The organism is Paenibacillus sp. FSL R7-0272, assembly GCF_037969905.1.
GTDB classification, from domain to species: Bacteria; Bacillota; Bacilli; order Paenibacillales; family Paenibacillaceae; genus Paenibacillus; species Paenibacillus polysaccharolyticus.
The window spans coordinates 5448459-5463493 of the sequence record NZ_CP150221.1 but is presented as its reverse complement, the minus strand read 5'-3'; the positions used below and the strand labels follow the sequence as shown (position 1 = coordinate 5463493).

Here is a 15035-nt window from a genome sequence, read left to right as displayed (position 1 = left end):
GCGGTCAACGAACAGTGTAATACTAGTTGGCTGCTTCTTTTTTGCGTATTTTTGATAAAAAATAGTAACTTTTGGTATATATTAATCGTATATATGGTGGAGTCGATTACTCGGTATAACTGGATTGATCTGGATGAATCAGGACACATGAACGACACATTGAGCAGGTATGTTATCTATAGAAATAAAGAAGGAGAGTCGGTCATGATCAGAACCGTGCTTCTGGTAGAAGACGAAAGCCGCATTCGTGAGATTGTGGCCGATTATTTTATAAAAGAACAATGGAATGTTATTGAAGCGGAAGATGGAGTCCAAGCGCTGGAACAGCTGGCTTTGCATCAGGTAGACCTGGTCATTCTGGATGTACTGATGCCTGAAATGGACGGATGGACATTATGTGGTCATATTCGCTCTACTTCTGCCGTACCTATTATCATGCTAACCGCAAGGTCGGAAGACGATGACAAAATCCATGGATTCCAGTTAGGTGTAGACGATTATGTTACCAAGCCGTTCAGTCCCCGGGTTCTGGTTGCACGGGCTGAGACGCTGATGAAACGAGTGGAAGGTGCGATGGGGCGGGAGCAGGGGGTCATTCGTTTTGGCGATGTTATTCTCGATCCATGGGGTAGACGTTTGGAGAGAAATGGGATTGAAGTTGAGCTTGCACCGAAGGAATATGATCTGCTACTCTATCTGGCTCGGAATGCTGGCATTGTCTTATCCCGTGAAGCCATATTAAATCGGGTGTGGGGATTTGATTTTGAAGGGGATTCTCGTGTGGTAGATACGCATATCAAAAAGCTTCGCAGTAAACTGGGCGATGAAGCAAAGTGCATTCGTACTGTGATTGGTACGGGGTACCGTTTTGAGGCAGAAGAATGAGAAGAAATGGTGTAACGATGAAGCTGTTTCTGGTCATGGCCGGATTTGTGGTCCTGCTGTATGGGACAACGGTGCTTGCCCAACTGATCTGGTTCCCCGATTTTTACCAGCATCAGAAGATTAGCAGTATGAAAAAGAAGCTGTCCAAGTTTGAACAGCAATTCTCTGCCAGTCACTGGAGTGATATGCAACTCGCGAAGGAAATGGGCAGATTCATGCGGCAAAATCAGTCTCATCTCATTATTTTAACGAACACAGGCAAGCTGGTGGATGATCCCTTTCATATCACGCTTCTTCAGGAAGACGGCAAACGTGTGAAGGTATCTCTGTCGTTGTTCATTAATGGTGAAAACGCAGGCTGGATCAGGTCACATCTCAAATTTGGACAAAAACTGACCGTAAAGGGATCTTCCAGCGATCAGGGTAAAACTGAGCCTACGGTATATCCCTTCAAAATTCAAGATGCAGCTTCTGCTGCATGGGGCACAGAAACTTTTCAAGAATCGTTGCTACCTGTGCAGGAATGGACGGGAGTTCTGACGGAGGTTGTGTTACCGGATCTTGCTACCTGGAGTCAGAGACAAGGCCTGCTCGTGCAGGCTCTGGACAGTCGGTTCCCGTTGTCGTCAGAAGATCAGCAAAAGCTGTCTAATGGCAAAATGATTAATGAAGAATGGAAGGAAAGCTGGAGCGGAGTGCGTAACGTCGTTACCATTGCTCCTGTGCAACGTGTCGGCGCGGAACAACAGTTGATTTTCTCGCTCACCTCCCTGCAGGAGGTTCGGGAAGCGAATGAGGCTACTCGTTTATTCTATGCGTACTTCGGTATGGGCGCGTTTGTGCTGATTCTGTTGCTCGCCCTGTTATTGTCCAAAATCATAACGAAGCCGCTGCTCGCTTTGAATCATGTGGCGAAAAAGATGTCCACGCTGGATTTCACGGTCAGATCATCGATCCGGCGCAAGGACGAGATTGGTAGCCTTTCTGATAGTCTGAATGCTCTATCAGGCACACTGGGTCAGACGCTGGAAGAGCTTAAACAGGCGAATGAACAGATGCGTACCGACATGGAATTGAAACAGCAGATTGAACAGCGTCAGCGTAAGTTTTTTGCCGATGCTTCTCATGAACTCAAAACACCGATCAGTATTATCAAAGGATATTCTGAAGGGCTGAAAGACGGTGTGAGTGAAAACAAGCGGGAGCGCTACATTGAAGTCATTGTAGATGAAGCCATTAAGATGGAAACGATGGTTGAAGAAATGCTGGATCTGGTCAGGTTGGAATCTGCTGCGATTCAACTGAATACCGGAGCGATTGCTTTGGCTGACATGATTGAAGATATTGCTGGGCGCCTCGGGCCTCAGCTGAAAGATAAAGGGCTTGAAGTGGTGCTTATATCCACGACGGAGCAGACGGTCGAAGGGGATCGAAGCAAGCTAGAGCAAGTGTTTTACAATATTATGATGAATGCTATACGTCACGCGGTTCCGCAAACCGATATAATGATTGAGATTAACAGGCATGAAGGTTGTGTTCACGTCACGATTGAGAATAAAGGTGAACACATTGCGGAAGAGGAACGGCAATATATATGGGAGAGGTTCTACCGTGTAGAGCGCTCGCGCAATCGCAAAATGGGAGGGACCGGGCTAGGCCTGGCCATTTCAAAACAGATTCTCGATCTGCACGGATGTGGTTATGGAGTGGAGAATACACCGGATGGCGTACGTTTTTATATTACATTTCCTAAAGCCTAGTATGAAAGGAAGTTAAATTTTATGAAGTCTTTACCATCCATTTTAACCTTGGGGAATTTAAGTTCGGGGATGCTCGCGGTCATTATGGCGATTCATGGGGAATTTGCCTTGGCTGTGACAATGATATGGGTAGCGATGTTCTTTGATTTATTTGATGGATATGCGGCACGCAAGCTTAATTGTGAAGGGGAATTTGGTAAAGCGCTTGATTCACTCGCTGATGTCGTTTCCTTCGGGACAGCACCTGTGCTAATTCTGTACCTTAATTCGATGACTGAAGTTGGTATGCTGGGCATGGTATTGACAGCACTGTTCCCGGTGTGCGGAGCGCTTCGTCTTGCAAGATATAACTGCCAGAAAACACCAGTTAGTGGTTTTGTCGGAATGCCGATTACATTTGCAGGTGGACTGATGTCCTTCTTCGCTCTATGGAGTCCTTATTTTAATCATGCTGTAGCATATCTTGTTATTGTGGTATTATCCGGTCTCATGGTTAGTCAAATCCGTTTCCCTTCATTGAAGCAAATACTGCCCTCTCATGAGAAGGATATTGTGGAACCGAAATAAGGAGCGAGTTAAGTTATGGAATTTGCTAAAGAAATTATTAGTCAATATGGGTATTTCGCAATATATGGTTTACTCGCTCTTGGTGTTATTGGGCTACCGATTCCGGATGAGGTGTTGATGACCTTTGTCGGTTATCTCGCCTCGATCTCCGTTCTGGATTATTCCGTATCCATCGCTGTCTGTTTTGGCGGGGCCTTTACGGGAGGCATACTGAGTTATACGATTGGCCGAAAAGCCGGCAGGCCCCTGTTTGACAAGTATGGTAAATGGATTGGGGTAAATGCCAAGCGATTTAGCAGGGTAGAAACGTGGTTTCTCAAATATGGCTCATGGTCCGTTATTCTGGGTTACTTCATCCCAGGCGTGCGTAATCTAATGTGCTGTTTTTCTGGCATGAGCCGCATGAGGATGGGGAAATATGCTGTTATTTCTGGAATCGGTGCATTTGTTTGGTGTGTTCTGTTTATCTCGATTGGTTTCTATGTAGGTGTGTTAACTTAGGCTGGACAAGCCTAATAGCAGACGGAGATACTGTTGCATGAATGAGTTCTGATAGTTAGTGAAATCCTTTGCAAAGTGAACGTACAAGTAGCAACAAACGGATAAGAAGCGACTCAGAAAATTGACAAATACAACTTAGGATGAAAGACCTCTTCGTGTGTAAGGTGGTCTTTTTTTTGTTGTTCTTCGAAACAAGATACCCAACCCAACCCTCTTATCTGTGCCAACCAGGGAGCGGATCTGATTTGCACATTGCAAACATCTGAGGACATCACTACCATACAGATGGAAACTCAGAAACAAAACAAAACGTAATACACAGAAAGTACAAATCTCCATTAGAAGTCTCCACAAACCTGCTAGAGTAAAGCCAATGAAATGTAAAACTCCTCCTGAAAATTCTAACGATCACAGATGAGCTTATTTGCACGATTTTGAGCTCTCTGAAATTCTAACGCTCACCAGGGAGCTTATTTCAACAAAAATACATGAAATAGGCTTGTTTTCGCTCCAAATTACCGAAATAAGCTTCCCTGAGATCGTTAGAGATTAAAAAGGTGTGATATACGCCGAATAGCGTCTCTGGTGATCGTTAGAATTGCGGAGATGAGTGCACACATAAGGAAATACTTTCAACGTGACATAGCGTAGCCTCATTCACTCATAAATCAGCCACGAGCAAGTAATCATTAACATAAACAGTGCAATGCCCGTCCACATGCTTGCTTTACGGGATCAAACACAGTGGTTACACCACGGACCCACGTTTGCCAATTACGCCTAACTCCCGCACCACGGACCCACTTTCACTATGTATATGATAACACTAGCGATCACTGCACCTGGGACATTCGACTGCGTAGTCGAGCCACGTCCGAGACATATGCACTTACTCCGTTTTACATTCGTAGAGCATAAGTGCGATACCGCTGAATGCCGCTCGCAACATATATAATTTCTTGATCCAACAGGCTGCGGAGGACTCTTCTCGTATGTGCGTCAGAGATTCGCAGATGTGTTGCCAATTCCAAAGGTGTAAACGGCCGGATTATACGTCTCGCATACCGCACGGCCTCAGCATCCAACCAGTTGAGGGCTGCGGGCGCATCTGAAGCCATAAATTTTCCCATAAATGCTAGCACCAGTTGCTGACACTGTTTTGGTTCATCTTTAATGGAGAGGTAGGCAATCGGCAGGAAAAGCCAGTCTTCCAATGTTAGGAGACATTGTCGCCAGCATAGATCTTTGAAACGTCTCGCATCAAGATCACGAGCATGAGGCCCATAACCCTGAATCTCAATACCGCCTTTCACACCGTTCCCTGGTAAGTAGGCAAGATCCAGATAACGATAACCGTTGTGAAAATCTCGAACTTCCCACTCGGGATGCAAATGGTTGAAATTTTTCATGACGGGGAACCAGACGGAGCGCAAAAATTCCAATGTACCATGTTCAAGTCCATGTTCAATCCGTGATCGAACGCGGGGGTTGGTTTCTTTTGTGAGCAGAGTTCTCATCCATTCTTCATATGCTTCATCAAAGTTTTGGATTATTGTACTCATGGCATGATAACCTCCTAAGATAAGTTAGTGGGAAAATGTAAAAAGCCGCTTTACCCAATCTTTCCTGCCTCCATAATTGGAAGGTTGGAAAAATGGACAAAGCGGCGTGTGCTTCACGACCGATTAATTAATATCTATTTACTAACATCTATAGCTACTTTTTCTACAATAATTCCAAGTATAACCTAGACCCGGTTTTGATGCTACTCCCACTTACCTCCAGCGCCTACTAAGTTGTGTAGTTAATCGCATGAAGATTTTACAACGCAAGTATGAGTGAGTTCTAAAGAGTGAGTTAAGAGTGAGTTCATTATGGTAAGGATGTCTTGGGCTTAACACAGAAGTACCACTTTTACTATGAGTAAGTTTATGTCGGATTGGATGAACAACCAAGTCGTTTAACCGTTTCTGCTAAAAGAGAGCAACGCTTCCACGTACCATTCACCTCACCTGTTCAGATGAGGATCCTCAATCCCTTGTTCCACACGTTGTTCACCCTTTTTACGGGCAAACGTGATTTTGAGTAGCGGTGGTGTGACCAGTGTGGTGACGATGACCATAATAACCACGCTGGTAAAATATTCGGCATCCAGCAAGCCAGATGCAAGTCCAGTCGAGGCAATAATAAGCGCAACTTCACCTCTGGAGATCATGCCTGCACCGATTGCAATTGAGGAGGAGCGATCAAAACCAGTCAACCGAGCTCCGGCCCCGCCGCCGAGAAGCTTGGTGACAATGGCAACGATGCTGATGACGATGATCAGACCGATCTGTGAGCCTACGCCGTCAAAAGTTACATTCAGTCCAATACTAACGAAGAAAACAGGTACAAAAATACTGTACGCGATCGGTTCCACCTTTTGCTCCACTTCATGTTTGAATCCAGTTTGGGAAATCGCGATCCCTGCCGCAAATGCACCGATAATCCCTGCAACACCCATCCATTCTGCAAAATAAGAGAAGCCAAAGCAGATGATGAGTCCTGCCGTAATAACGGTTTCCGTTACCCGCAGAGGAGCCATCCATTTCATGATACGAGGTACAAGTAGCCAGCTTGCCGCAATGATGATGACAAAGAACAACAGCTTTTTACCAATCAACAAGCCGATGGAGACATCTCCGCCGCCTGTTCCGAGCACACTCATCATGACAGCGAGCAGTACAACGACGAGCACATCATCCACTACCGCTGCCCCCAGAATGGTGGTGCCTTCACGTGAACCGAGCTGGTTCATATCCTTCAAGGTTTGCACGGAAATACTTACCGAGGTGGCACAGAACAACAGACCAAAGAACAGTGCGTGTGTCTGAGACATGCCAAAAGCAACAGCCGAACTGTATCCTCCGATAAAAGGTAAGATGACTCCGCCCACTGCCACAGCGAAAGCGGACTTCCAGTTTTTCTTCAATTGCTCCAGGTCGGTTTCCAGACCGGCGATGAACATGAGCAATAATACCCCGATCTCGGCCATATAATGCACAAAATCACTTTTATCCACCCAGCCCAGTAGGGCAGGTCCAATGACAACACCCACAATAAGTTTACCCAGCACCGATGGCTGGCCTAACCGAACGGAGAGATCACCAGCCAGTTTGGTGAAGATCAAAATAAGGGCAAGAACTAAAATAAATTCCACAGATGGTTTCTCCTCTCTGATCGCGGCAACCTTAGAATATCCTTTCCAAGGGAAAACATCCCTGTTCCACCCAATTTGATCATAACAAAAGGCACGGAACAACGATAACAAGTTACCGTTCCATGCCTGTAAAAGACAAAGAGGGGCCCTTGGTGACAGGCTCCTCCATAGTCGACGCGTATGTGATTAAGTGCATTAATTATACCACAATTTAAGACTAGGGTAAAATCATACTCGCACGAAAAGGCATGAAAACAGTTTAAAACGGGCATTTATACGTAAGGACAGCCTGTTTTTGTTCAGAGTGTTGTCACTTAACAGCCCTGATTTGCCGCGATATAATGATATAGAACACAGAAAGTTAGGATATGAGGAGGATTTTGCATTGGCTAACAAGGAAAGAGGGAATCTGAATGCTTCATCGAATCAGACAACCCCGACCAGTAATAAAAATTTCGCAGGTATCATTATTACCATCTCCATTCTTGCTAACGTTATCATCTTGTTATTGTTTTTCGCACCATCGATCGGGTACAAAGGTGAGGTTACGTTCGACATCACCGTGTTGCCACGCTTCAATGCCGTGTTTAACAGCTTTACCTTTATCTTTTTGCTGGCTGCGCTGATTGCGATTATCAAACGTAACGTCAAGCTGCATAAACGCTTTATTTTGGCGGCATTTTCAACCACGTTGCTGTTCCTGGTGACGTATCTGACGTTCCATTATCTGTCTCCGGAAACGTCCAAGTTTGGTGGCGAAGGTATTGTTCGTTCGATCTACTTCTTCATTTTGATCACACACAGCATTCTGGCTGCCCTGATCGTGCCACTTGCGCTCTTTACGCTCGTATGGGGCTGGACAAACCAGTTGCAGAAACACCGTAAAATCGCACGCTGGACCATGCCAATCTGGCTGTATGTCAGTTCTACAGGTGTAGTCGTTTACTTGATGATGGCACCGTATTATTGATTTCTTTTTATGCCATTAACGATATCCACCAATTACGCGCAGGGCTAATGATGTATAATTTCGCTGGTTCTGCGGGTAATGTATCCAAGGAAGGAGGGTCACGTGATGTACAGGATAGTGTTGATTCGCCATGGACAGAGCATGTGGAACGTGGAAAACCGCTTTACGGGTTGGACGGACGTGGATCTGACCGAGGATGGGTATGGTGAAGCGCGCAAGGCCGGGAAAATCCTGAAAGAGCAGGGGTTTGATTTTGACTGTGCCTACGCTTCGGTATTGAAACGTTCCATTCGTACACTTGACATTGCGCTGGATGAAATGGACTTGATGTGGATTCCGATTGAGAAGACGTGGAAGCTGAACGAGCGCCACTATGGTGCGCTGCAAGGACTGAACAAGCAGCAGACGGCTTTGAAATACGGGGAGGATCAGGTTCACGAATGGCGTCGTTCCATTAACATTTCCCCACCACCTCTGGATGAGAATGACGACAGATATGTGCAGGATCTGGACAAGTACAAGCGCCTTGGCTGCACCATCCCGCGTACGGAGAATTTAATGGATACGTCCAAGCGGGTGTTGGAGTACTGGGATGCAGAGATTAAACCGATGGTTTCTTCGGGAAAAAGAGTGCTGATCTCCGCGCATGGCAATACGCTCCGTTCACTTGTCATGCATCTGGACCAATTGTCCGAAGCAGACGTGATGGCGCTCAACATCCCGACTGGCATTCCGCTGGTCTATGAGTTGAACGAAGAGCTGCACCCGACCGGTCATTTTTATCTGACCGCCGATGGCTCGACCTACAAGCATGAAGAGATGAGCCAAGTAGCCCGACCATCCGACTGATGACGCGGGGTTAGGGCAACAGGACTCAATAAAGCATATGAAACCACTACATGTTTCCTTATAAGCTCCTAACCTAATGGCTCACATATGGATTCAAAATAAAGTCCTGTATGGCTCATATAGGCTCACGTTACGGAGCATAATAACCGAGCAAAAGATGATTACCGAACCATTCTTCATTTCGGTGATCATCTTTTTTTGTACTGCTCAATCGTATAACTGGGTGTGCCAGTTGGAGAAATATTTTATTTTTTACAGGCAGGCAAGCTTGGATATCGTTTCGTTTGTGCTAGATCGGGTAAAACTCAAACAAGACACGATGTACATGAATCCAGAAGGAGGAGAGTTACATGTCGAAACGCAAATTGCTCATGACGGCGATTGGAGCTGGCGTGACGTATCTGATGAGGAATAAACAGGCCAGGGACAAAGTCATTAGCACCGTATCTAATATGGTGAAAAAGAACGGATCATCATCTCGTACCGCAAGACCGCGGGTAGAGGTTAGCAACCAAGAGTGGAGAAATTGAGTAATCCAGGAGTCTTACATGACGGCTAACCAATAGCGTGGGCAGTGTAAGGAAGCCCTGTTATCTGTTCGATACACGTAAAAGTAAATAAACGTACTTGCTTGCTACTAGCAGGCGCATATGGTGAGCAACATCAAAGAGACCTGGGACGATCGTTCCGGGTTTTTCTTATGTGCGTCTGAGCATCACTGGAGATTGCACACTATGCGATTTTTTCCATGAAGAATGATACAATGAATACTTGCAGAACGTATGGAGAGGAGATGCACTTGTGGATAAAGGTCAAATGGGCACTTCTATGAAGAAAAATCGTTTGGGTAATTCGGAATTGATGGTGGGGGAGATCGGACTGGGCTGTATGTCGCTCGGAACGGAACTGAAACCTGCAGTGGAGCTGATTCACGAAGCATTGGATCTCGGGGTTAATCTGCTGGACACAGCTGATCTGTATGATGCCGGACGGAACGAAGAGATTGTGGGACAAGCGATCAAAGGGCACCGGGATCAAGTCATTCTGGCAACGAAAGTGGGGAACCGCCGTATTCCTGGCAAAGAGGGCTGGTCATGGGACCCGTCCAAAGCTTATATTAAACAGGCCGTGCATGAAAGCCTCAAACGACTGCAGACCGATTACATTGATCTGTATCAGCTTCATGGTGGCACGCTGGATGATCCAATCGCTGAGACCATTGAAGCGTTTGAGGAGTTGAAGAAGGAAGGACTTATCCGATACTACGGCATCTCTTCCATTCGTCCGAACGTGATTCGGGAGTATGTAGAGAAATCATCCATTGTCAGCGTGATGAATCAATACAGTGTAGTGGATCGCCGGGCGGAAGAGGAAGTATTACCTTTACTTGAGCAAAAAGAAATCAGTATCATCGCTCGCGGCCCGGTTGCCAGTGGTGTACTGGCAGCATCGGGAACGGCGAAGGCGGATAAAGGGTATCTGGATTATACGCCAGAGCAGTTGCATCACATCCGCCAAGGCCTGGCTGGACTGGTCACAGATGATCGCAGCATGGCACAGACGGCAATCCGTTATGCGCTTGCGCAACCTGCCGTTGCTGCTGTCGTTCCAGGAGCCAGTTCCAGAACACAATTGTTGCATAACATTGCTGCTGCTTCATCGGCCCCGCTCACCCCTGCCGAGATTCAGGTCATACGGGAACAGAGCCCTGCTAACCGTTACACGCAGCATCGCTAATGGATGGGTTGCCTGTTTTCAAGTGTAACTATTTAAGGTACAATAAAAGCACCATCTCTACACAAAGTACAGTACAACTATTAACTAGAACGACATAAGGAGAGAATAGATATGGAAAGAATTCAAAGTGAACAGCAATATCGCGACCTGATTAACTCCGACGGTATGACGGTCATTAAATTTGATACAACGTGGTGCCCGGACTGCAAAAACCTGGATCGGTTCATCGGTGACGTTATTGATCAGCATGCCGATAAAACTTTTTATGCGCTGGATGCAGAAGAATTCCAGCCGTTTGCTGAAGAGAACGGTGTACGCGGCATTCCAAGCCTGCTGGTATTCCAGAACGGCAAAAAGCTTGCACATCTTCACAGCAAATGGGCAAAAACCCCTGCACAAATCTCGGAGTATCTGGAGACTCTTGAGTCTAAAGTCTAAGCGGAATAGCCTTATATATTATGATTGATATTGTTTTTGATATTGATATGGCTCAATTAACCCTATGTATCGTTTCAGAGCATAACCACATCCCCTGCTTGTCTTCAGACATGTAGGGGATTTTTTTAGTTCTGCTATAGCACCTTGTTTAGAATTTGTTCAGTATCGTTCGGTATACTTGATAGAACAAACTGAATATTGGAGTGAACAAGAGCCACATGAGCAGAGAGATTATAGATGAGATGCACCAATTAAGCCACAATGATGATCGCCGATATCACTTGTTGATGATGGGTGTCAAGCAAATGTTACATGAACAGAAGCTGAACAGATATCGCTGGCTGGGAAGACTTAAGGAGCGAAGAAGACAACGAAGCATACAAGCAGATCGTTGGGAGTAATGATCTAACTTCCTGAACATGCCTTAGAAATATCATAATGGTACATTTACATATGAAGTGATAGCAAAATGGCGGCCCGACTTCCGTGAGGAAGACAGGGCCGCCATTTTCCAATTAAAATCAACGGATCTGTTTGATGTTTGATATGAATTGAACTATGTTTACACAGAAACGGAGAGGACAGAAAAAACCTGAAAAGCGAAGCGGCCGCCTGAAAGCTTTCTGAAAGAAAGCTACATCGGAAGCATATGCTTATCACCGGATTTTCCCCTTGGGAAAAGGGAATCAAAAAAATCTGGGGATAACAGCGGTTGGAAGGTTATTCTGTCATCGGAGTGAGACATGTAAACCTATTCTTTCAATTTATAAGAATTACATCATCAGGATCACAAAGAATACAGCTGCCAGTACAAAGCGGTACACAGCAAAGACAGTCAGGCTCAATCTTTTCAAAATAGACAGGAATGTCTTAATCGCCAGCATGGCAACGATGAACGCTGCGATAAATCCGATCGCAAAGATCAGAAAATCATCGCTGTTCAGATGATCGATGCTTTTGTACATATCATATCCAGTGGCACCAATCATAATTGGAACGGACACGAGGAAGGTGAACTCTGCCGCAGCTACCCGGCTGATTCCGGCAAACAAGCCGCCCGAGATCGTAGAGCCGGAACGGGAGAAGCCTGGCCACAACGCCAAAATCTGAAACATCCCCACAGCAAATGCCTGTTTGTAGGTAATATCGTCTACATCATGTGTGGTAATCCGTGAGCTCTTATGGCTCCAGCGTTCAGCTACGATCATCAATATACCACCGATCACAAGGCTGTACAGTACGGTTTGTGGACCAAACAAGTGAGCCTTGATCCAGTCCCGGAACACAAGTCCGATGACAACGGCAGGAACCATCGCCAAGATGATATGTCCCAGATTAAGGCGTCGGGAATACGGCCTTTTGCCCCCGGTGAAGCGAAACATATCAATGAATTTGTTCCAGTACAGTACAACAACAGCCAGTACAGCACCAAGCTGGACAACCACCTCAAACGTTTTGACTGACTCGTTGTCCTCTGATAGACCCAGCAAGTGAGCTGTCAGAATCATGTGTCCTGTAGAGGACACGGGCAAAAACTCAGTCAAACCTTCGATGATGCCCATAATAATGGATGATATAAAGTCCAATTCTCTTCCTCCTTGAAATGCAGATGACAGCAGCCACAAGGCCTGTCCTGCTATAACGATGTCTGTCCTTTCGAACAAGACTATCCTCTATTATGCTCAGAATTGCCTCTCACTTCAACTCTATGCTTGTAACCCGTTGTTTAAAACTATATTGACAAAAACCTAGTTATCCCATAGGATATACATTAACTGACTGACTGATCAATCGGGAGGGTAAAAAGCATGGCCAAAGTTAACGGTTTGGGACCCGGAGAAGAACGAAGGGACCAAATTATTCGCATAGCGATGGAACGATTCGCAACTCAAGGGTACCATCAGACGAAAATCTCTGATATTGTTCGCGAAGCTGGAGTCGCTCAAGGCACCTTTTACTGGCACTTCAAGAGCAAGGAAGCCATTGCTTCCGAGATTTTGTTAACGGGCAGAGAACAACTACTTGAAGCAATCGGGCAGGGGTACCGGAAGGATGCCGGGTCGGTTGAAGATATGGTGAAGGCCTCGGAGAAGCTGTTTACCAATTTGTTCACCTTTGCTGCGCAGAACCGATATTTCATGGAGTTGTTGCTTAAGGGCATCGTGACCGAGGAATCCGTCCAGAGGTTAGTTGAAGAGACTCGTAATGCCGTGGAGACAGCATTCCGTCACAACATGGAGCGTGCCATTGAACTGGGGATGTTGCCGGCAGATATGAATGTACCCTTACGTGCGGCATTGCTTGTAAGTATGATCGAGGGCATGATCTCGCGCTGGTTATTCGGCTCAGACGCACTGCACAGCCGTTTCACGGAGATGAGTGCTACAGCATTAGCAGCTGAAGCGGCGAGTTTTGAGTTTTACGGCCTGCTCGGTACATAATGTCGGCAGGGCCTGGGGCTTTATTTTTCAGGCAAAAGATGCAGGAAGGATTCACATTTAACACACTTCTTCACATGATTAAGCCAGTCACAGGGAATAATGGAATCACCAAGAGAACATAAGATGAATGAGAGGAAGTTAACGTCATGAATAACACATATGGAACTAAAATTCGCAAAGGGTGGTCTATCACCACGATTCTGCTCATGGTTGTGCTCGTACTGAGTGCTTGCGGTAGCAAACCCGCGGCGGAGAATGGCAATACAAACAATGCAGCACAGTCTGGTGGCAACGAACTGGAACAGATCAAATCAGCAGGTGTCATGAAAGTCGGCATGATGGGTACGTATCGTCCATACAACTTCCTGAATGACAAGAAAGAAATGGACGGATTTGATGCGGATATCGCACGTGAAGTCGCGAAGCGTCTTGGCGTTAAGGTTGAGTTTGTATCTCAGGAGTTCTCCGGTCTGACACCAAGTCTGCAAGCGAAAAAGCTGGATGCGATTATCAGCCAAATGACGATTACGGACGATCGTAAAAAAGTGCTGGATTTCAGTGATCCGTACATCACCAACCAGGTCAAAATTATTGTCAAAGAAGACAACAACGATATTACGAAACTGGAAGATTTCAAAGGCAAAACAATCGGTGTAGGTTTGGGCACAAACGATGAAACGTACCTGCGCAACGAAGTGTTGCCCAAAGTCGGAGATTTTACAATTAAAACGTATGATGATGTTATCTCATCTCTGAAAGACCTGAACGCAGGACGGATCGATGCAACGATCAACAACCTGTATGCGTTGAAACCTATCGTAGATGCGAATGGATTCAAAATTAAAGCTGTTGGCGAAGCGATCAAGAGTGACGAGGCAGGTATCGCGGTGCGTAAGGACAACCCTGAACTTGTAGCGGCACTGAACGATGCACTGAAAGGCATGAAGGATGACGGCACGTACAATACCATTTTCAAAAAATGGTTTGGTGAAGAGCCTGCGCAATAATGAACCTGCAAGGCGAAGGGAAGTTTGATCCATGGAACTGATATTCGAAAATATCCCCTTCTTTTTGAAGGGGGCTTATTATACGCTTTATGTTACGGTGATCTCTATGTTTTTTGCCTTTATTATCGGGGTGCTTGTAGCCATTGCCAGGCTTAAAGGACCGATGTGGCTAAGATTGATCGCCAGATTTTATGTATCCATCATGCGGGGAACCCCGCTGCTGGTGCAATTATTCGTTATCTATTACGGGCTTGTGGACTACGGCGTAACTCTCGGGTCACTAACGGCCGCTTGTCTTGGTCTCAGTCTGAACGCGGGGGCTTTCCTGTCGGAAACGTTCCGCGGTGCGATTCAAGCTGTACCGAAAGGGCAAACGGAAGCGGCATACGCTACCGGTATGACTCCGGCACAGGCGATGAGACGGATCATTTTCCCGCAGGCTGTGCGCATTGCCATTCCACCGATGGGGAATACCTTTATCGGAATGCTCAAGGAAACATCGCTTGTTGCTGCAATTGGCGTTACCGAGCTGTTGCGGTCTGCGCAGCTTCTGGTTTCGCAGTATGCGCTCAACATGCCATTTTATTTGGCAATCGGCGTGATTTATTGGATTATGAGCATCGGTTTCTCGGCCATTCTGGAACAAGTGGAGCGCCGGCTGGCCCGGGCTTACTAAAGGGG

General features: G+C 46.1%; 16 protein-coding genes. 13 read left to right on the top strand and 3 right to left on the bottom strand.

The annotated features are described in order from the left end of the window. Positions 1-204: 204 nt before the first annotated feature. Genes MKY23_RS24150 through MKY23_RS24135 form a run of 4 tightly spaced genes read left to right on the top strand, consistent with a single transcriptional unit; the run spans position 205 to position 3713 of the window. The gene (locus tag MKY23_RS24150) at positions 205-885 is read left to right on the top strand and encodes a response regulator transcription factor (RefSeq protein ID WP_090924295.1); all 681 of its coding nucleotides are present in this window, start codon (positions 205-207) and stop codon (positions 883-885) included. Beyond that, entirely contained in the window at positions 882-2645 is a 1764-nt protein-coding gene (locus MKY23_RS24145; protein ID WP_221791578.1) for a HAMP domain-containing sensor histidine kinase, read from the top strand. The genes MKY23_RS24150 and MKY23_RS24145 overlap by 4 nt, the downstream gene beginning before the upstream one ends. Before the next feature lie 21 nt (positions 2646-2666). Further along, a complete protein-coding gene (gene pssA, locus MKY23_RS24140; RefSeq protein ID WP_221791576.1) occupies positions 2667-3212 on the top strand; it encodes a CDP-diacylglycerol--serine O-phosphatidyltransferase in 546 nt (181 codons plus the stop codon). A gap of 15 nt (positions 3213-3227) precedes the next feature. Beyond that, complete coding sequence (locus MKY23_RS24135; protein ID WP_221791574.1) at positions 3228-3713, top strand: DedA family protein; 486 nt, start codon at positions 3228-3230, stop codon at positions 3711-3713. An 899-nt stretch (positions 3714-4612) separates the two neighbouring features. Here the strand turns inward: MKY23_RS24135 and MKY23_RS24130 are convergent. Together MKY23_RS24130 and MKY23_RS24125 are read right to left on the bottom strand one after the other, a co-directional pair. Next, positions 4613-5263 (bottom strand): transcriptional regulator, encoded by a 651-nt coding sequence (locus tag MKY23_RS24130; protein WP_221791620.1) that lies wholly within the window; start codon positions 5261-5263, stop codon positions 4613-4615. Between the two features lie 458 nt (positions 5264-5721). Beyond that, positions 5722-6912 (bottom strand): cation:proton antiporter, encoded by a 1191-nt coding sequence (locus MKY23_RS24125; protein ID WP_090924936.1) that lies wholly within the window; start codon positions 6910-6912, stop codon positions 5722-5724. 409 nt (positions 6913-7321) lie between these two features. Here MKY23_RS24125 and MKY23_RS24120 point away from each other — a divergent pair, with 409 nt between their 5' ends. From MKY23_RS24120 to MKY23_RS24095, 6 genes are all read left to right on the top strand, one after another. Next, positions 7322-7882, top strand: a complete 561-nt coding sequence (locus MKY23_RS24120; RefSeq protein WP_154891772.1) for a DUF420 domain-containing protein — start codon at positions 7322-7324, stop codon at positions 7880-7882. A gap of 105 nt (positions 7883-7987) precedes the next feature. Beyond that, positions 7988-8731 carry a 2,3-diphosphoglycerate-dependent phosphoglycerate mutase gene (gpmA, locus tag MKY23_RS24115; protein ID WP_090924937.1) on the top strand — a complete coding sequence of 248 codons (744 nt, stop codon included), beginning with the start codon at positions 7988-7990 and terminating at the stop codon, positions 8729-8731. A 350-nt stretch (positions 8732-9081) separates the two neighbouring features. Beyond that, positions 9082-9261 (top strand): hypothetical protein, encoded by a 180-nt coding sequence (locus MKY23_RS24110; RefSeq protein WP_090924938.1) that lies wholly within the window; start codon positions 9082-9084, stop codon positions 9259-9261. 298 nt (positions 9262-9559) lie between these two features. Then, positions 9560-10468 carry an aldo/keto reductase gene (locus MKY23_RS24105; protein ID WP_339839664.1) on the top strand — a complete coding sequence of 303 codons (909 nt, stop codon included), beginning with the start codon at positions 9560-9562 and terminating at the stop codon, positions 10466-10468. A gap of 111 nt (positions 10469-10579) precedes the next feature. After that, complete coding sequence (locus MKY23_RS24100; RefSeq protein WP_090924939.1) at positions 10580-10906, top strand: thioredoxin family protein; 327 nt, start codon at positions 10580-10582, stop codon at positions 10904-10906. 218 nt (positions 10907-11124) lie between these two features. Next, the gene (locus MKY23_RS24095; RefSeq protein WP_123065904.1) at positions 11125-11307 is read left to right on the top strand and encodes a hypothetical protein; all 183 of its coding nucleotides are present in this window, start codon (positions 11125-11127) and stop codon (positions 11305-11307) included. 372 nt (positions 11308-11679) lie between these two features. Here the strand turns inward: MKY23_RS24095 and MKY23_RS24090 are convergent, their stop codons facing one another. Then, positions 11680-12468 carry an undecaprenyl-diphosphate phosphatase gene (locus tag MKY23_RS24090; protein WP_240037061.1) on the bottom strand — a complete coding sequence of 263 codons (789 nt, stop codon included), beginning with the start codon at positions 12466-12468 and terminating at the stop codon, positions 11680-11682. Between the two features lie 246 nt (positions 12469-12714). Here MKY23_RS24090 and MKY23_RS24085 point away from each other — a divergent pair, with 246 nt between their 5' ends. The 3 genes from MKY23_RS24085 to MKY23_RS24075 all read left to right on the top strand — a co-directional run bounded on the left by MKY23_RS24085 (position 12715) and on the right by MKY23_RS24075 (position 15030). Then, positions 12715-13347 carry a TetR/AcrR family transcriptional regulator gene (locus MKY23_RS24085; RefSeq protein ID WP_154891750.1) on the top strand — a complete coding sequence of 211 codons (633 nt, stop codon included), beginning with the start codon at positions 12715-12717 and terminating at the stop codon, positions 13345-13347. A gap of 146 nt (positions 13348-13493) precedes the next feature. After that, positions 13494-14354, top strand: a complete 861-nt coding sequence (locus MKY23_RS24080) for a transporter substrate-binding domain-containing protein (protein ID WP_339832730.1) — start codon at positions 13494-13496, stop codon at positions 14352-14354. 31 nt (positions 14355-14385) lie between these two features. Continuing rightward, the gene (locus MKY23_RS24075; protein WP_123065900.1) at positions 14386-15030 is read left to right on the top strand and encodes an amino acid ABC transporter permease; all 645 of its coding nucleotides are present in this window, start codon (positions 14386-14388) and stop codon (positions 15028-15030) included. Positions 15031-15035 lie beyond the last annotated feature (5 nt).